The organism is Parabacteroides sp. D25 (genome assembly GCF_000307475.1).
Lineage (GTDB): Bacteria > Bacteroidota > Bacteroidia > Bacteroidales > Tannerellaceae > Parabacteroides > Parabacteroides distasonis.
Window position 1 is genome coordinate 343,550 of sequence record NZ_JH976505.1, and the last position, 18,535, is coordinate 362,084.

The 18,535-nt window shown below is 50.7% G+C and carries 16 protein-coding genes and 1 tRNA gene; 14 read left to right on the forward strand and 3 right to left on the reverse strand.

The features are described from left to right. Window positions 1-4: 4 nt before the first annotated feature. Together HMPREF0999_RS15885 and HMPREF0999_RS15890 are read left to right on the forward strand one after the other, a co-directional pair. Window positions 5-418, forward strand: a complete 414-nt coding sequence (locus tag HMPREF0999_RS15885; protein ID WP_005855973.1) for a PaaI family thioesterase — start codon at window positions 5-7, stop codon at window positions 416-418. Window positions 419-445: 27 nt separating this feature from the next. Beyond that, on the forward strand, window positions 446-2,305 hold the full coding sequence (locus HMPREF0999_RS15890; RefSeq protein WP_009276372.1) for a serine hydrolase: 1,860 nt from the start codon (window positions 446-448) through the stop codon (window positions 2,303-2,305). Window positions 2,306-2,500: 195 nt separating this feature from the next. Here HMPREF0999_RS15890 and HMPREF0999_RS15895 read toward each other — a convergent pair. Then, window positions 2,501-2,572, reverse strand: a tRNA-Met gene (locus tag HMPREF0999_RS15895). Window positions 2,573-2,722: 150 nt separating this feature from the next. Between HMPREF0999_RS15895 and HMPREF0999_RS15900 the strand changes: the two genes are divergently transcribed. From HMPREF0999_RS15900 to HMPREF0999_RS15945, 10 genes are all read left to right on the forward strand, one after another. After that, on the forward strand, window positions 2,723-3,316 hold the full coding sequence (locus HMPREF0999_RS15900) for a TetR/AcrR family transcriptional regulator (RefSeq protein WP_005855975.1): 594 nt from the start codon (window positions 2,723-2,725) through the stop codon (window positions 3,314-3,316). Between the two features lie 17 nt (window positions 3,317-3,333). Continuing rightward, entirely contained in the window at window positions 3,334-4,278 is a 945-nt protein-coding gene (locus tag HMPREF0999_RS15905; protein ID WP_005868085.1) for a 3-oxoacyl-ACP synthase III family protein, read from the forward strand. 20 nt (window positions 4,279-4,298) lie between these two features. Next, complete coding sequence (gene fabG, locus HMPREF0999_RS15910) at window positions 4,299-5,045, forward strand: 3-oxoacyl-[acyl-carrier-protein] reductase (protein WP_005855977.1); 747 nt, start codon at window positions 4,299-4,301, stop codon at window positions 5,043-5,045. Window position 5,046: 1 nt separating this feature from the next. Then, window positions 5,047-5,721: an RluA family pseudouridine synthase gene (locus tag HMPREF0999_RS15915; protein WP_009017818.1), complete on the forward strand. Its 675-nt coding sequence runs from the start codon at window positions 5,047-5,049 to the stop codon at window positions 5,719-5,721. Between the two features lie 279 nt (window positions 5,722-6,000). Next, a complete protein-coding gene (locus HMPREF0999_RS15920) occupies window positions 6,001-7,167 on the forward strand; it encodes an efflux RND transporter periplasmic adaptor subunit (protein WP_005855980.1) in 1,167 nt (388 codons plus the stop codon). Beyond that, window positions 7,164-10,328 (forward strand): efflux RND transporter permease subunit, encoded by a 3,165-nt coding sequence (locus tag HMPREF0999_RS15925; RefSeq protein ID WP_008780328.1) that lies wholly within the window; start codon window positions 7,164-7,166, stop codon window positions 10,326-10,328. The genes HMPREF0999_RS15920 and HMPREF0999_RS15925 overlap by 4 nt, the downstream gene beginning before the upstream one ends. Continuing rightward, window positions 10,325-11,704 (forward strand): efflux transporter outer membrane subunit, encoded by a 1,380-nt coding sequence (locus tag HMPREF0999_RS15930; protein ID WP_010184517.1) that lies wholly within the window; start codon window positions 10,325-10,327, stop codon window positions 11,702-11,704. Before HMPREF0999_RS15925 ends, HMPREF0999_RS15930 begins: the two co-directional genes overlap by 4 nt. Before the next feature lie 259 nt (window positions 11,705-11,963). Beyond that, window positions 11,964-12,896, forward strand: a complete 933-nt coding sequence (metA, locus tag HMPREF0999_RS15935; protein ID WP_005855991.1) for a homoserine O-succinyltransferase — start codon at window positions 11,964-11,966, stop codon at window positions 12,894-12,896. Continuing rightward, window positions 12,897-14,741: a peptidase U32 family protein gene (locus HMPREF0999_RS15940; RefSeq protein ID WP_009276374.1), complete on the forward strand. Its 1,845-nt coding sequence runs from the start codon at window positions 12,897-12,899 to the stop codon at window positions 14,739-14,741. It abuts the gene before it with no gap. 39 nt (window positions 14,742-14,780) lie between these two features. Then, window positions 14,781-15,599 carry a peptidylprolyl isomerase gene (locus tag HMPREF0999_RS15945; RefSeq protein WP_005855996.1) on the forward strand — a complete coding sequence of 273 codons (819 nt, stop codon included), beginning with the start codon at window positions 14,781-14,783 and terminating at the stop codon, window positions 15,597-15,599. Between the two features lie 153 nt (window positions 15,600-15,752). Here the strand turns inward: HMPREF0999_RS15945 and HMPREF0999_RS15950 are convergent, their stop codons facing one another. Further along, a complete protein-coding gene (locus tag HMPREF0999_RS15950) occupies window positions 15,753-16,220 on the reverse strand; it encodes a WbuC family cupin fold metalloprotein (RefSeq protein ID WP_009017824.1) in 468 nt (155 codons plus the stop codon). Window positions 16,221-16,495: 275 nt separating this feature from the next. Beyond that, window positions 16,496-16,678, reverse strand: a complete 183-nt coding sequence (locus HMPREF0999_RS22765) for a hypothetical protein (RefSeq protein ID WP_009018768.1) — start codon at window positions 16,676-16,678, stop codon at window positions 16,496-16,498. A gap of 68 nt (window positions 16,679-16,746) precedes the next feature. On the opposite strand from HMPREF0999_RS22765, the gene HMPREF0999_RS15960 reads away from it, so the two are divergent. Further along, window positions 16,747-17,574, forward strand: a complete 828-nt coding sequence (locus HMPREF0999_RS15960) for a DUF4121 family protein (RefSeq protein WP_009276375.1) — start codon at window positions 16,747-16,749, stop codon at window positions 17,572-17,574. An 18-nt stretch (window positions 17,575-17,592) separates the two neighbouring features. Then, window positions 17,593-18,534, forward strand: a complete 942-nt coding sequence (locus HMPREF0999_RS15965; protein WP_009276376.1) for a hypothetical protein — start codon at window positions 17,593-17,595, stop codon at window positions 18,532-18,534. Window position 18,535: the final 1 nt, after the last annotated feature.

Consider the following 18,535-nt stretch of genomic DNA (forward strand, 5'->3'; position numbering starts at 1 on the left):
AGATATGGATGAGAGAATAAAAGAAAAGTTGATTAACCGTGCGAAGACGAATCCTTATGTGAATTTTCTGGGGATCGACTTCACGGTTATCGAGGAAGGTCGTGTGGAGGCGCATATGCCCTTGCATGACGAGCAGAGACAATATAGCGGCGTGACGCATGGGGGTGTCTTGGCTGCTTTGGCGGATACGATCGCCGGTTTCGCCGCCTATACGATGACCCCGCTGGAGAAAGACGTGCTGACGGCAGAGTTGAAAATGTCTTTCTTACGGGCCGCTTGGGGCAATGAGCTGATCGCCAAGGGTACCGTGATCAAGGCGGGACGGAATATACATTTTTGTGAGTGCGAGATTTATTGCGACGATAAGTTGGTGAGCAAATCTTCCGGCACCTTCTGTGTGGTCCATCCCCAAGTATAGAAAAGATGTTACTTATTTATCAATATCATGAAGACTTCAAATGTAAAAAGAATCCTTTGCGGCTGCCTGTTGTTCGCCGCTACGTGGCCGGCATTCAGCCAGCCTGCCACGAATCCCCGCCTGATCATCCGTGCGGATGACATGGGGTCGTTCCGTTCCGCCAATATAGCGTGTATGGAAGGGTATAAGAATGGGGTGGAGACCTGTATAGAGGTTATGGTTGTCACCTCGTGGTTCCCCGAGGCCGCCCGGCTGTTGAGGGAGAACCCGGGGATAGATGTCGGGCTTCACCTGACGCTGACCAGCGAATGGGATAACGTGAAATGGCGTCCGCTGACGCATTGTCCCAGCTTGACCGATAGCAATGGCTATTTCTTGCCGATGATGTCTCCGAATCCCGCCTACCCGGGTCTGGCCATTCTGGAGAATACATGGAGCTTGGCCGAGATCGAGCAGGAGGCCCGGGCCCAGATAGAGATGGCCTTGAAGAACATTCCCCAGATCAGCCATATCTCCGGCCATATGGGATCGACCGGTTTCGATCCGGAGGTGGTGAAGCTGATGCGCCGCTTGTCCGAGGAATATCATCTGCCGGTCGTGGATCGGGTAGAGGCGATGCAGGAATACGATTTCACCTATTCCGGATATGATGGAGCCTCCAAGACTCCGGCCGAGAAGGAGGCCAGTTTCATCCGGATGTTGGATAAGTTGGAACCCGGTAAACGCTATATGTTCTTGGATCACCCTGCCTTGGATAACGAGGAGATGAAAACCGTCGGGCATATCGGCTACGAGAACGTGGCGATGGACCGTCAAGGCGTGACCGATCTTTTTACCAGTCCGAAGGTGAAGCAAGCCTTGAAGGATAAGAACATAGACTTGATCAGTTATAACGATCTGACCAAGGAGCTTCCTCGTGCGGAAGCCTCGAAAACCTTGGATAAGGCGTTCGGCAATTATCTGCGGGCGGTGAAAAAGGCGGATCAAGACTTGCATAGTATCATGATCCTCCAGCATGGAAAGGTCGTAAAGGAACAATGGCTGGGTGAGGGCGACCGCCATACGCCGCACGTCTTGAACTCCGTCAGCAAGACCTTTACGGCTACGGCTATCGGTTTCGCCGTCGCGGAGGGTAAATTGAAGGTCACGGACAAGGTGATCTCCTTCTTCCCCGACCAATTACCGGCCGAGGTAAGCCCTTACTTGAAAGAGCTGGAGATACGTCACCTATTGACCATGTCCTCCGGCCATGATGTCGATCCCACCGCTTTAGTACGGCAGAAGGGGAACGAGAAGGCCGATTGGGCAAAGCTCTTCCTCTCGGCGCCGTTGGTACATAAACCGGGAACCTATTTCGTATACAACAGCCTCGGCACGTATATGCTTTCCGCTATCATCCAGAAGGTGACGGGGGAGAAGGTGATCAATTATCTCTATCCACGCCTGTTCCGTCCGCTGGGTATCGTCGGCGCTACTTGGGAAGAGAGTCCCCAAGGCATCAATTGCGGCGGTTGGGGTTTGTATCTCAAGACCGAGGATCTAGCGAAAATGGGTCAGTTTTTCCTGCAAAAGGGAAAATGGAACGATAAGCAATTGCTTCCCGAAAGCTGGATAGAGGAAGCCACCACCTCCAAAATAGCCTCTTTGCCCGCCGGTATGAGACCGGAGAACTTGAAGATGAAGCCGAAAGATAGCGACTGGTTACAAGGCTACGGTTACCAGATGTGGCGTTGCCGCCATAACGCCGTTCGTGCCGATGGAGCCAATGGACAATACATTATTATATTGCCCGAGCAAGGTGCGGTAATCGCCATGACGGCGAATATCGGCGATATGCAGGCCGAGATCGACTTGATATGGAAATATATCTTGCCTGCCTTGAGATAGGAACTGTAGGACCTACGTCCGGGAAACCAATAAGAGACCCCGGACGTAAGCCTATGACTTGTTGGGCGTAAGCGAATGGTTTACGGTACGTAAGTCAATGGATTGCGGGAAAAACTCAATGATTTCCACCCCGTAAACCATTGGGTTACGAAAAAAGAAAAGCCTTCTGGTCACAGACCGGAAGGCTTTTCTTAGTTGCGGAGGCAAGACTCGAACTTACGACCTTTGGGTTATGAGCCCAACGAGCTACCACTGCTCCACTCCGCGATATAGTTGCTATCATTTCTTGATTGCGAGTGCAAAGGTAGGGATATTTTCTTACAAAACAAATTTATTGCAAGTTTTTTTTAATATACTTGGTAGATACGATCTTTTTTAAGTACTTTGCGCACAGTTTTAATCAAAATGTGCAATACAATGCCGATGACAGTTTCTAAAACACGTGACATGTTGGTGGATGTGGCCAGACAATTGTTTGCCCGCATGGGGGTTGATAACACGACGATGAACGATATTGCACAGGCATCTCGTAAGGGGAGACGTACGCTTTATACGTATTTCAAAAGCAAGAACGAGATCTATTTGGCGGTAGTGGAGTCGGAGCTGGACCAGCTTCATAAGATGCTGGTGGACGTGGCCAGCAAGGATCTGCCGGCGGACGAGAAGCTGCTGACGTTTATCTATAGCCGCTTGGACGCTGTAAAGGCGTTGGTGTTTCGGAACGGTACGTTGCGGGCTACCTTCTTCCGTGATATATGGCGGGTGGAGAAGGTACGTAAGAGCTTCGACCTTCGGGAAGTGGAGATCATAAAGGGAATATTGGACGATGGCGTGAAGGAGGGTATATTCAGCATGCCGGACACGGACATTACCGCCCTCGTGCTCCATCATGCCTTGAAAGGGCTGGAGGTGCCCTATATCCGGGGGATCATGGGTGATAATATCAGCCAGCGGATTAAACGTAGAGACAATGTGATGAATTTAATATTCAACGGAATAAAGATTAAGTAAATCAAAGACACTAAGGAATGTTTATTAATGCGACAGGGTTTTATGTGCCTGAAGAACGGGTAGATAACCAACATTTTCTTGAATTGAGCGGGTTGACAAGTGAGTGGATTGAGCAACGGACGGGAATTCATACCCGCTCGAAAGCGAAAGAGGGGGAGAATATCAATACCATGAGCCTTGAGGCCGTGAAGGACGCTCTTCCCAAATTGCCTTACGATATCACGGAGGTAGACTTGATCGTCTCCGCTTCGTATTCTCCTTATGATACGGTTGCGACGGCCGCGCATACGGTTCAACATGAGTATACTATCGCTGACGCGAAAGCTTTATATCTATCCTCGGCTTGTTCTTCTTTCTTGAACGCCTTGGAGGTTGTGGAGGGATATTTCGCCATGGGGAAGGCTTCCAAGGCTTTGGTGCTTTCCGCTGATAAGAACTCCGCTTATTATAATGAGACAGACCCGAAGGCGGGCCATTTATGGGGTGATGCCGCCGCCGCTTTCTTTATCTCCAAGGAGCGGATCGGTGAGGGCGACGCTGAGATCGTAGAGGTCTACACGCAAGGTCTCGGCCATTTGTCGAAAGCGATGGAGGCGGTTCACTTGCGTCCTCGTGACGGCGGTATCTTGATGCCGGAGGGGCGTGACGTATTTATCCAAGCTTGTACCTATATGCCTAAGAATGTCCTTCATTTGTTGGAGAAGAACGGTTATACGCTGGATAACCTTACTTATTTCATCGGCCATCAGGCGAATATGCGTATCATGGCGAATATCGCCAAGCAATTGAACTTGCCGGACGAGAAATTTTTGCACAATATCGAGGAGCTGGGAAATACGGGTTCCGTAAGCTCGGCCTTGGTATATGCCCAGAACGATAAGAATTTCAAGAAAGACGACTTGATCGCTATCACGGTATTCGGCGGTGGCTATTCGACGGGAGCTTGCTTGATTAAACATTGATATTAAAAAATTTGAGTAATATGAAACTATTAGAAGGTAAAGTGGCTGTCGTAACAGGTGCCGCTCGTGGTATTGGTAAGGCTATCGCCTTGAAGTTCGCCCAAGAGGGCGCTAACATCGCTTTCACGGATCTAGTGATCGATGAGAATGGCTTGGCTACACAGGCCGAGATCGAGGCCTTGGGCGTGAAGGCGAAAGGATACGCTTCTAACGCCGCTAACTTTGAAGAGACTCATAACGTGGTGGCCGAGATCGTGAAGGATTTCGGACGTATCGATATCTTGGTGAACAATGCCGGTATCACGAAAGACGGCTTGATGATGCGTATGAGCGAGGGACAATGGGACGCTGTGTTGAACGTGAACTTGAAGTCCGCTTTCAACTTTATCCATGCTTGTACCCCGGTCATGATGAAGCAACGTGCGGGTAGCATTATCAATATGTCTTCTGTCGTAGGTGTTCATGGCAACGCCGGACAAGCGAACTACTCCGCTTCCAAGGCCGGTATGATCGGCTTGGCTAAGTCTGTCGCTCAGGAGTTGGGTTCTCGTGGCATCCGCGCGAACGCTATCGCCCCGGGATTCATCATCACGGATATGACCGCTCAGCTGTCTGACGAGGTACGTGCCGAGTGGTGCAAGAAGATTCCTTTGCGCCGTGGTGGTACGGTGGAGGATGTGGCTAATATCGCTACCTTCTTGGCTTCGGATATGTCTTCTTATGTATCCGGACAGGTTATTCAGGTTGACGGCGGTATGAACATGTAATATGGAGGTTATTTACGAGGATAATCATATTATAGCGGTAGATAAGACCTGCCGTGAGATCGTGCAAGGCGACAAGACGGGCGATAAGCCTCTCTCGGAGATGCTGAAGGCATGGCTGAAGGAGAAGTATTGCAAGCCCGGTAACGTCTTTGTCGGTGTCACGCACCGTCTGGATCGTCCGGTGAGCGGGGTCGTGATTTTCGCCAAGACGAGCAAGGCCCTTTCTCGCTTGAACGAGATGTTTCGTGTTGGTGAGGTGCGCAAGACGTATTGGGCGATCGTCAAGAACCGTCCCCCGCAGGATGAGGGTGAGTTGGTGGATTGGCTGGTGCGGAACGAGAAGCAAAACAAGAGTTACGCTTACGATACCGAGCGGCCGAATGCCAAGAAAGCCATCCTGCGTTATAAATTGATCGCCCATTCGGATAATTATTATCTGTTGGAGATCGATTTGAAGACGGGGCGGCACCATCAGATCCGCTGTCAGTTGGCGAAGATGGGATGTCCGATCAAGGGGGATCTGAAATATGGTTTCGATCGTTCCAATAAGGATGGAGGCATTAGCTTGCACGCACGTAGCGCAGAGTTTATCCATCCGGTTTCAAAAGAGAACGTGCGAATTGTCGCTCCCGTGCCGGATGATAATTTGTGGAAAGCGTTGTCGGTTGACCGATAATAATTGATATTGATAAAGATCTGATATATGTGGAATCCTTTCGGATGGAGAAAACGTTTCATTCGAAAGGATTTTGTTTTTAAAGTGTAGACTTACCCAGTAGGTGTGGATTTATTCCCCGGTTGGATACACCCTAATTTTAGTATAAATGTTAACATAAACGCTATACGATTTGTTATTAAGTGAAGTAATGTTAATTATCGGTCTCCTCGAGAAAAATGGAATGATTCTTTCTTTCTTTACATAACAAATGTGACATAAGTAATTTATATAGGTAGAATGAGCAGGAAAAGATTGGCAAAAGTACAGGTTATCTTGATAGCCCTTGTAGTAGCGATGACGGGTTGCCGCCATAAGGAAGAGCAGCAATTGCCCATCGTGATCGTAGACAAACCCTCAAAAGAAGACGTGCAGATTTATGGCGAGTACGTGGGACGTATCCGTGCCGCCAGCTTTGTCGAGGTACATGCCCGTGTGGAGGGATTCCTAGAGAAAATGTTGTTTGAGGAAGGTAAACGGGTGAAGCAGAATGAGCCCCTGTTTATGATTAATCCCGATAAATATCGTGCTAGAGTAGAGAAAGCGAAAGCCCAACTGAAGAAAAGCCAAGCCCAAGCGGCCAAGGCCCGGCGTGATGTGGAACGCCTGAAACCGTTGTACGAGCAACACGCCGCCAGCCAACTGGATTTGGATAACGCCACAGCCGCCCTGGAAGATGCCGAGGCGAATATCGCCATGAGCAAGGCGGATCTAGACCAAGCGGAGATGGAGTTGAGCTATACGGTGGTGACCTCGCCGCTGTCTGGGTATATCAGTGAGCGTTTCGTGGATGTGGGTGCTTTGGTGGGCCCGGGTGTCAATTCGAAATTGGCGGCTGTTGTGAAAAGTGACACGGTATTGGTCGATTTTAAGATGACCGCCTTGGATTACCTGCGTGCCGAGCGTCGTAACGTGAAGTTTGGCGAGCAGGATACGACCCGTTCTTGGCAGCCTACCGTGACGGTTACCTTGGCGGACGACTCGGAATACCCGGTAAAAGGTATCGTGGACTTCGCCGACCCGCTGGTGGACCCGAAGACCGGTACGTTTGGCGTTCGTGCGGAACTATCCAACCCGAACCAGAAATTATTGCCCGGACAGTTCACGAAGGTGAAGCTCCTGCTGGATGTCCGCGAGCGTTCGATCGTCGTTCCCCGGAAAGCCCTCTCGATCGAGAAAGGAGGTGCATTCATCTATATCATCCGTAGGGACGATATCGCCGAGAAGCGTTTCGTGCAGACCGGCCCGGAGATCGGCAACAAGGTCGTGATCGAACGGGGCTTGGGCGAGAACGAGCGAGTAGTGGTAGAAGGTTATCATAAATTGGTGCCGGGCGTGAAGGTACATGCGGTAGAGGCCGGCGACGAGAAGGCTATCCAAGCGCTTAGAGAGGAGGAAGAACAATGAAACCGGGATTCTTTATAGACCGTCCTGTCTTTTCGACCGTCTTATCGATACTGATCGTGATTGTCGGAATCATCGGACTGGCATTGTTGCCTGTGGACCAGTATCCGCAGATTACGCCCCCTGTAGTGAAGATCAGCGCCACGTATCCGGGAGCGAGCGCCTTGACGGTGTCTCAAGCGGTCGCTACCCCGATCGAGCAGGAGCTGAACGGTACGCCGGGTATGATCTATATGCAAAGTAGTAGCTCGAACTCGGGTAGCTTGAATATTACGGTGACTTTCGATGTATCCGCCGATGCGGACTTGGCGGCTGTCGAGATCCAGAACCGTGTGAAACTGGCCGAGAGCCGTTTGCCCGCCGAGGTGATCCAAAATGGTATCACGATCGAGAAGCAGGCTCCTAGCCAGCTGATGACCTTGAGCTTGATGTCCGACGATCCGAAGTTCGATGAGATCTATCTGAGTAATTTTGCCACGATCAACGTGTTGGACGTATTGCGCCGTATCCCGGGCGTAGGTCGTGTATCGAATATCGGTAGCCGTTATTACGGTATGCAGATCTGGGTATATCCGGATCGGTTGGCCAACATGGGATTGACGGTAAGTGATTTGCAAGATGCCTTGAAAGACCAGAACCGGGAGTCGGCGGCGGGCGAGCTGGGTAAGCAGCCCGTGCTGGATGTGGATGTCACCTTGCCTATCACGGCCCCGGGACGTTTGTCTACCGTGAAGGAGTTCGAGGATATCGTGGTGCGAGCAAACCCGGATGGCTCGATCGTCCGGATGAGCGACGTGGCCCGGGTATCGCTGGAGGCTTCCTCTTATTCTACGGAGAGTGGGATCAATGGGAAGAACGCCGCTATCTTGGGTATCTATATGTTGCCGGGGGCGAACGCTCTGGAGGTCGCCACGAAGGTGAAAGAGGCGATGAAGGATATCAGCAAGAACTTCCCGGAAGGCTTGGAGTATAATTTCCCGTTCGATATGACGGAGTATATCTCACAATCCGTGCACGAGGTGTATAAGACCTTGTTCGAGGCCCTTTTCTTGGTCGTTCTCGTAGTGTTCCTCTCGTTACAGAATTGGCGTGCGGCTTTGATCCCGACGATCGCCGTCCCGATCTCCTTGATCGGTACGTTCGGTTTCATGTTGATCTTCGGTTTCTCGTTGAATATGCTAACCTTGCTGGGATTGATCTTGGCGATCGGTATCGTGGTGGACGACGCTATCGTGGTGGTGGAGAACGTGGAGCGTATCATGGCCGAGGAGCGTGTGACTGCCCGTGAGGCTACGCATAAGGCGATGCGGGAATTGTCTGGTGCTTTGATCGCTACCTCCATGGTATTGGCTGCCGTGTTCGTGCCGGTGAGTTTCTTGGGGGGTATCACGGGGCAGCTGTACCGTCAGTTCTCTGTTACGATCGTGGTTTCCGTGCTGTTGTCCACGGTAGTGGCCTTGACGTTGAGCCCGGCGATGTGCGCCATCATCTTGCGTCCGTCTCATAAGAAGAAAGCGTTTATTTTCCGTAAGATCAATCTGTGGTTGGCGAAAGGAAATAAGAAATATACGAAGTTGTTGCGTATCTCTATCGCTAATCCCCGCCGTATCTTGGCAGGGTTCGGGATGGTACTGGTGGCCATCTTTGTCTTGAACCGGATGTTGCCTACCAGCTTTATCCCGGAGGAGGATCAAGGGTTCTTCACTGTAGAGCTGGAGATGCCCGAGGGTACTACCTTGGAACGTACACGTGCCGTAACCGACCGTGCGATCGAGTTCCTCGACCATCATCCGGCCGTGGCCTACGTACAGAATGTAACGGGTAGCAGTCCCCGTGTCGGTACGAACCAAGGGCGTGCCACGCTGACGGTGATCTTGAAACCGTGGGAAGAGCGTAAATCCTCCGGCATGAAGGTAGAGGACGTGATGGCCGATGCCCGCCGGGAATTCTACTATTACCCCGAGGCTAAGTCGTATGTGAACCGTCCACCGGTAATCCCGGGTTTGGGTGAGAGCGGTGGCTTGGAGATGCAGTTGGAGGCTAAGGGAGACGCTAGCTGGGATAATCTGGTAAGTGCCACGGATACTTTCCTGTATTACGCTTCGCAAGCGCCTGAGCTTCAAGGTGTGTCTTCCGCCATGCAGAGCGAGATCCCGCAGTTGTATTTCGACGTGGACCGTGATCAGGCGAAGTTCCTCGGCATCCCGTTGTCTGATATCTTCTCGACCATGAAGGCTTATCTAGGCTCCGTGTACGTGAACGACTTCAATATGTTCAACCGTATTTACCGTGTATATATCCAAGCGGAGGCGCCTTATCGGGCCACCCGGGATAATCTGGATTTGTTCTTCGTCCGCAGTAAGGATGGGGCGATGGTTCCATTGACTGCCTTGGGCACGACCCAATATACGACCGGTCCGGGAACGATCAAGCGTTTCAATATGTTCACCACGGCCTCGATCAACGCCGTAGCCGCTCCGGGATATAGTACGGGTGAGGCGATGGCTGCGATGGAACGGATCGCTAGGGAGCATCTGCCCGAGAATATCGGTCTGGAGTGGAGCGGTCTTTCCTATCAAGAGAAACAGGCCGGTGGGCAGACTGGTTTTGTCTTGGCGTTGGTCTTCTTGTTTGTCTTCTTGTTCTTGGCGGCTCAGTATGAGAGCTGGATCGTGCCGATCGCCGTATTGCTTTCCTTGCCGGTAGCTACGCTGGGCGCCTACTTGGGCATCTGGGCGACAGGGTTGGAGAACGATATTTATTATCAGATCGGTCTGGTAACCTTGATCGGTTTGGCGGCGAAGAACGCTATCTTGATCGTTGAGTTCGCCAAGGTACAGGTGGATAACGGGGTAGATGTGGTGAGAGCCGCTATCCATGCCGCCCAGATGCGTTTCCGCCCGATCTTGATGACCTCGTTGGCCTTCGTGTTGGGTATGCTTCCGATGGTGTTAGCCAGCGGACCGGGCTCAGCTTCCCGCCATAGTATCGGTACGGGCGTGTTCTTCGGTATGCTGGTGGCGATTACGGTAGGTATCGTGTTGGTTCCCTTCTTCTTTGTTTTGATCTATAAGATAAAGGGAAAGATGCGTATGGAACGTATCGCTCAAAAGAAAGAAGTGGTAACCTCTATTTTAAAGAGACACAAAAACGGAAAATTATGATGACAAAGAATTTCTATATAGCCGCTTTCGTCGTTTCTATGCTGGCGTTCTCTTCCTGCAAGATCGGAAAGCGGTACGTACGTCCGGAGTTGAACCTGCCGGACCGGATCGAGGCTTATACGGATACGACCGATACGGCATCCGTGGAGAATATCCCATGGGAGAGCCTTTACGCCGATGAGGCCTTGAAGGATCTGATCAGAAAGGCGCTGGATAATAATAAGGATATGAAGATCGCCGCCGCCAAGGTGAAGGAGATGATCGCCGCCAAGCGGATCTCTTTCGCGAGTATGCTGCCGGAGGTGGGAGCGAATGTCTATGCGCAAAAGGAACGCTTGAATTATGGAGGGGATAACCCAAAGCCCGATCCAGAATTTGGGGCGAAGCTGACTTTGTCTTGGGAATTAGATTTATGGGGCAACCTTCGCTGGGCGAATGAGGCAGCCATCGCTTCCTATATGGAGACCGTGGAAGGACAACGTGCCTTGCGATTGACCATCATCGCCGAGGTTGCCGCCAATTATTATCAACTTTGCGCCTTGGACCAAGAGTTGTCGATCGTACAGCAAACTTTGGACGCACGCCGTGAGGGTGTTCGCTTGGCGAAGCTTCGCTATGAGGGCGGACTTACTTCCGAGACGGCTTACAACCAAGCCCAAGTGGAGTTGGCCCGTACCGAGACCTTGATCCCCTCGCTGGAGCGTCAGATCAAGATCAAGGAAAGCGACCTCAGCATGTTGTTGGGCGAGTATACGGATGATATCCCCCGTGGTCTTTCCTTGAGCGACCAGCACTTGCCGGATGCCTTACCGATCGGCTTACCGTCTTCTTTGCTGGAGCGCCGACCGGACATGCGTCAAGCGGAGTTTAAGCTTCGGGCGGCGAACGCTCAGGTAGGTGTGGCGCAAACGGACTTATTCCCGAAGATCCGTTTGACAAGTAATTACGGTTTCGAGAGCGATGAGTTAAGCAGCATCTTGAAGAGTCCGGCTGGTTTTATCGCCGGAAGCCTGTTGCAGCCGATCTTCGCCATGGGGAAGAACAAGGCGAAAGTGAAAGCGGCGAAGGCTCGTTACGAGCAAGAGGTCTATAGTTATGAAAAGAGCGTATTAGGCGCTTTCAAGGAGGTGAACAACGCTATCGTGACCGTCCGCAAGGTGAAGGAGATCCGTGCTTCCCGCATGAATCTGGAAGCCTCCGCCAGTAAATATCTGGAACTCGCCCAACTGCAATACATCAACGGTGTCATCAGCTACATGGACGTATTGGATGCCCAGCGTGGTTTGCTGGACGCCCAGATCGGTTTGAACAATGCCGTGCTGGATGAGTTGCTGTCGGTGGTATACCTGTATAAGGCTTTAGGGGGAGGGTTTTGATAGCGCACCCTCCTCATAGAGGAAACTATCTCAATGGAATATGCCCCGTAAATCAATGGAATCTACTTCGTGTTCCATTGATTTACGGGGCATATTCCATTTACTTTCTGATTGTGTATCCGAGTATGTCCTATATAACGACGAGATAGCCGCACAGGTATGCATGAGGAGGATAACCCGGTGATCATGGTGGCGAAGTATAAGCGATAATGAGAAAATTCTCATTATCTTTGCGCTCATATAAAATCAGAGATAGAAAATGCCATTAAATTTACAAAAGAACTTACCGGCTATCGAGCTGCTGAAGAAGGAACATATCTTCGTGATGGATTCCTTGCGTGCGTCGGAGCAGGATATCCGCCCCCTTCGGGTAGTCGTATTGAATTTGATGCCCCTTAAGATAACGACCGAGACGGACTTGGTTCGCCTCCTCAGTAATACACCCCTGCAAGTGGAACTTGATTTCATGAAGATCAAGGGACATACGCCGAAGAATACGCCCATCGAGCATATGCAAGAATTTTATAAGGATTTCGATGAGATGGCGGATGATTTCTACGACGGGATGATCGTGACGGGCGCTCCCGTGGAGCAGATGCCTTTCGAGGAAGTTAGTTATTGGGAGGAGATCACGCAGATATTCGATTGGGCCCGTACGCACGTTACCTCCACGCTCTATATCTGCTGGGCGGCGCAAGCGGGGCTATACCATTTCTATGGGGTGCCTAAATATGATTTGCCGGCCAAGATGTTCGGTGTCTTCCGTCATTCGCTCCGGGAACCGTTTGTTCCGATCTTCCGGGGGTTCGATGACGAGTTCTTCGTGCCTCATAGCCGTCATACCGAGATTCGCCGGGAGGATATCATGAAGGTGCCCGAGCTCACCTTATTGTCCGAGAGCGAGGAATCCGGCGTCTATATGGCGATGGCTCGTGGCGGACGGGAATTCTTCATCACCGGCCATTCCGAGTATTCGCCCTATACGCTGAATGATGAGTATATGCGTGATTTGGGGAAGGGATTGCCCATCAACAAGCCTCGTAATTATTACCGGAATAACGATCCGGCGCAAGGTCCGGTGGTACGTTGGCGGGGGCACGCGAACCTGCTGTTCACCAATTGGCTGAACTACTACGTATACCAAGAGACCCCGTTCCGCCGGGAAGATATTAAAAAACTAGGAAGCTTGTAAATGAGAAAAGAACCCCGTTCGATAGAACTGTTATCTCCCGCTAAGGATCTGATTTGCGGCAGGGAGGCGATTAACCATGGTGCCGATGCCGTGTATATCGGTGCCCCGAAGTTCGGAGCCCGTGCCGCTGCCGGTAATACGCTGGACGATATACGGCAGCTTTGCGATTACGCCCATCTCTATTCGGCTCGTATTTACGTGGCCTTGAACACTATCTTGAAAGAAGAGGAGCTGGCAGAGGCCGAGCAAATGATCTGGCAGCTTTACGAGGCCGGGGCAGATGCCTTGATCGTTCAAGACATGGGTATCACCCAGTTGAACCTTCCGCCCATCCCCTTGCACGCCAGTACGCAAACGGATAACCGTACGCCGGAGAAGGTGAGATTCCTGCAAGAGGTAGGTTTCACGCAAGTCGTATTGGCGAGGGAGCTATCGCTGAACCAGATACGGGAGATCGCCGAGCAGACGACCGTACCTCTGGAGGTCTTCGTGCACGGGGCGCTGTGCGTAAGCTATAGCGGCCAGTGTTACCTGAGCGCCGCCTTGAGCGGACGAAGCGCCAACCGGGGGGAATGCGCCCAGTATTGCCGCCTGCCTTATAGCTTGATCGATGCGGATGGGAAGGAGATCGTATCGGGTAAACATCTCCTATCCTTGAAAGATATGAACCGAGGGGAATACTTAGAGGAGCTGTTGGATGCCGGTGTCTCTTCCTTGAAGATCGAGGGTCGTTTGAAGGATGTATCTTACGTGAAAAACGTAACGGCTTGGTATCGGAAGAAACTGGACGCTATCTTGGCTCGTCGGCCGGAATACCGTCGTGCCTCGGCCGGGCATAGCACTTACACATTCCAGCCTGTGGCGGAGAAAAGCTTCAACCGGGGTTTCACGCCTTTCTTATGGAAGGAGCGCACGAAGGATATCACCAGCTTTGATACGCCTAAGTCCTTGGGTGAACCGGTGGGTACGGTGAAGGAACTGAAAGGAAACTCTTTCACGATCGCCGGACTGAAACAATTGAATAACGGAGACGGGCTTACCTTCTTCAACGAGAAAGGGGAGTTGGAGGGTTTCCGGGTAAACCGTGTGGAGGCGAACCGGATCTTTACGCTGGATCGCCCGGCGATCCGTCCGAAGATGCCTTTGTACCGGAATTTCGATCAAGAGTTTGATAAACTGCTATCCAAGCCATCCGCCGAGCGGAAACTCTCTGTCCGGATGGAATTTCAAGATAACGCCTTTGGCTTCACGTTAAGTATGGCGGACGAGACAGGAGCCCGTATCATGCTCACCAAGCCGTTCGAGAAAGAACCGGCCCGGAGGGAGCAGGCGGAGAATATCCGTACCCAGCTCTCTAAGTTGGGGAACACGCCTTTCGAGGCGGAGGAAGTTGCCGTGGCGATGTCCGATAACTGGTTTGTCCCTTCTTCTTTATTGGCCGAGATGCGTAGGCTAGGGGTGGAGAGGCTTATCTCTACCCGGCGGATTCGTTACCGCAGGGAAGAGGCTCGTCCGTTTAAGCCGTGTGTAGGCGAGACTCCGGAAGCCCCTTTCCCCGAGAAGTGCCTGACCTATTTAGGGAATGTATCCAATAGCAAGGCTGGTGCCTTTTATAAGGCGCATGGCGTGACTGCCGTGGAAGACGCTTTCGAGTTGTCTCCCCGGAAGGATGTCCCTTTGATGTTCACGAAACATTGCCTGCGGTACAGTATGGGATGGTGCCCTACTTACCAGAAGCAGAAGTCTCCCTATAAGGAGCCTTACTTCCTGCGCTATAAGGAAACGCTCTTGCGTTTGCGCTTCGACTGCAAGAATTGCCAGATGTTGGTCTATGCGGAGGAATAACCGGCTTTGTAACTACTTAATCCGATAAATAAAACAGATATGAAACGACAAATTTTCTCGCTGTTCCTGCTCTTGCTCACGTTGGTAGCTTGTGGGGATAAGCCTTTGGACCCGAATAAACCCGTATATGTGAAAATCAAGACGACGATGGGAGACGTCACCGTCCTGCTATACGACGATACGCCTCTTCACCGGGATAACTTCATCAAGCTTTGCCAGTCGAACGAGTATGAGGGTATGCTTTTCCACCGTGTTATCAAGGAGTTTGTCGTGCAAGGTGGTGATCCGGAGAGTAAAGCGCATGAGCCGGGTGCCTTGTATGGGGATGGCGATGGTGGTTATACCGTTCCCGCTGAGATATTACCTAATCATTTTAATAAGAAAGGCGCTTTGATCGACGCGAAAGAGATCGATGCCGTGAATCCGGAACGTGCTTCCGCCGGTACGCAGTTCTGTTTTGTGCAAGGGAAAGTCTTGGACGACAAGGAGCTTGCGGAGAAAGAGGCTCGTATCAACGAGATCCGCCGCAACTGGTTGTACTATAAATTCCGGGATGAGCTGAAAAAGCAAGATCCTTCCTTGGCCGCCGATTCCTTGGAGAATGAGTTACATGCCCGTGCGTCCATCTTGGTGGAAGATACGTTGGCGGTATTAGGCCCGGTAGTGATCCCGGCCGAACGGCGTGAGATTTATAAGACAATCGGTGGCGTTCCGCATCTGGATGGCTCGGTAACGATCTTTGGCGAGGTAGTGGAAGGCTTCGATATCGTAGAGAAGATCTCCGTGGTAAAGACGGATAAGAACGATCGTCCTTTACACGACGTGATGATTAAATCGACGAAGGTTTTCCAGAAATAATAACAATGCCTATTATAAGGAGGTAACGATGCCCATTGTAAGCTCCTTATAATGGGCATCGTAAGGTCTTTACAATGGGCATTGTTAAAACCATCGGATAGCTCTTGTTATACGAGGCTGATCGCTAGCTTGTTATACTAAAAGTATCATCAATCATATTTGGCTCTCGAGCCATTCCAGATACTTCTTTACTCCCTCCGTATCTTCCGCCTCGGGGCTCCAAGGCGCTAGGTTCTCCGGTGCTAGCGGTGCGAACGGCCCTTGCTTTATCTCATAAATAACCGATCCGGATTCCAGTACCAGAAGCCCGTGCCATATCCCTGCCTTGATCTCCGCTCCATAAGCGCCTTCCTTTGGATTCAGTATCGTTTTCTCCGTGATATTCCCTTCCTCGTCAAACAAGAATACCGCTACCTTCCCACGCAGCAGCAAGAATATCTCGTCTTTCGCCGGATTTAAATGCCGGTGCGGACGCAAATACGTACCGGGCTCCATGGCATTCAGTAACCGATTGATCGGATCATCCAATTTCTCATGGAAATTATAGTTCATTCGCAGGCGGGGAGACTGCAAGGCTTTGGCCTGGGTCTCGTCGAGTAATTGTTCGTTGATTATCTTCATCTCTGTATCTTATTGTATTTCTGAGCTACGAATATACGAAATATTTATTGGTCAATGCTTGATATTTAGTATATTTGTTGTAATCTGAAGTATCTTATTTGATTATCAACGCTTTGTAGAAAACTCGCATAAGAACGGGCAACGGATAAGAAAATTCCAAGCTGTTTAGAATCACTATATTCCTCATGCTTTCAAATAACTCTTTTTTCTTGATGCAAAGGTAGCATTTTTTCGTGATTGCCGGTAATTTTCGGGCATAAAATATCACGGTCATTTCAAGAAACATATACAGCGGACATGACAGCCATACCGTAGCCGAATCCCCGTAACTCACAGGCAAAGGTAACCCGTGTCCTGTTCGTACAAGCAAGGTCAAGCCCTCCGGGTGTCGTGGAAAAATCATCCTCGCCCGGAGGGCTTGCGGTATTTTTCCCGCCAACCTTGCATGTACGGGACACGACCTTTTATGGCCTGTAGTTACGGGAACTCCGGCCCCGAAAAGCCGGATCACTAAAAATAAATTGTTATGTCACAGCAGGTAACAAAAGAAAAGTACAGTATCGAAACACTCAGAGAGCGGAATGTTTCATACGACCACCAGCATTGGCTGACACAGAAAGATGTGGATATGGCCAACAGTTATGTTGAACTCATTGAGCGGACACGCTCCGAAATTACACCTCAAATTGGAGACAGGCTGGTATATGTAACCGAACACGGGGATTATTACGGAAACGCCCTTATTGACAGCAGGAGTGCAAAAGAAGGATATCTTTCCGTATGCGAACAGCCGTATGTGCCTTTCGTGTGGGAAGAGGACGGCAATATTCGTCTGAGTGTCAGCGGAGGCGCATTCCATTCCGTGAATCCGGAGGAACTGAAATTCCTGAAATGGACGGAAGGGGTATTCAAGGAATGGGGGCATTGCGGTGCTTGCGCCAACGGTTCGGTGTCATTTCTGGCTAAGGTACCGTTATGGTTTTATGCCGAACCCAATCCCAGGTATGGAGATTTCACGACCGAGACCTACCGGAAGTTCTACCTACACAAAAGGGAGGAATCGGAAAACGGCAATCTCTATCAAGGCTTTGACATCGCTTTCCGGGACGAAGCCGAGTTCCGGCAGTTCCTGAAGGACTACGAAGGAACGGTGTTCAAGGGAAATTGGGATAATCAAATCGTGTTATGGTGTTTCCGTCGGGAATATGTGTTCCTGCCATCCGCCGAATGGGAGAAGGTTGATGCCCCTGCCGAAGAACGGAGGCTCAACTTCCATCCCGAGCAGGTCAAGATAGTCAAGGACATGGAAAAGCACATCACTTATTTCTACCGGATTAAACCGGATAATTTTTAACATTTAACCCTAACAGATATGCAAACGACAACAGCACCCAAGGCCGGCAACGCTCCCGACCTGCTTCAAGGCATTCTGAGCGTACAAGTGAGAAACGAGGACAAGATTACGGAACAGGACCGTGTCTATTGCCAGACGCAGCAAAACCTGCTTTACAAGACACTCGACCAGATTGACCGCTGGTACGCCGTCTTCAAGGAAGAAGCCGAACAATACCAAGCCGAACGTAAGTCCCATTACGAAGAAAACGGCAAGGTTTCCATGCGTGATTTCTACACTTACCATAACGACAGGGAAGACTATTCACACAACGAGTTCAAACCGTTTGATCTGATTAACGATCTGGTAGATAAGAACCGAAACGCCAACGCGAATTTTGCGAACCGCATCATTTCTTATTTCAACAGGACTTACAAAGTGTCGGTTCCTGAGTATAAAATAGACGAAAAAACCCTTCCGATGGGCTTCCGTCCTGTTTATGACACATATGTAGATGTAGTCATCGAACACTTGGGCGGCAAGAGTTTCCGGGAAACGGCCGTGGAAGAACTGCTCGCACGCCTGAACAAAGTTGTCAGACCGGCATACTGGAGCAAAGTCAAGACGGAGTTGAAGAAGGACAAGATAATCTTTCCCGAAATCATCCGTTTCGACGATTTTTCCATGCAATACAACCAAAGGAACAGAATCTCCTACAACTACGGCGGAGAACTGGAAACCCTGTGTGCCGGCATTGCCTACGGTGCGGATGACATACTGAATGGAAATTCAAAGATGATTATCCGTTTTGATGACAACGACATTTCTGTCACAGACTGGTACGACCTTACGACCACCAATGCCGAGCAAATCCGATTCTACAAGAACGGACGTATCGATGTCCGGTTCAAGGACAGTGCGGCAGCCGAAAGTTGTTTCAAGCGTCTGCATCTGGATGAAATCACCCTAAGAGAAAACTGAC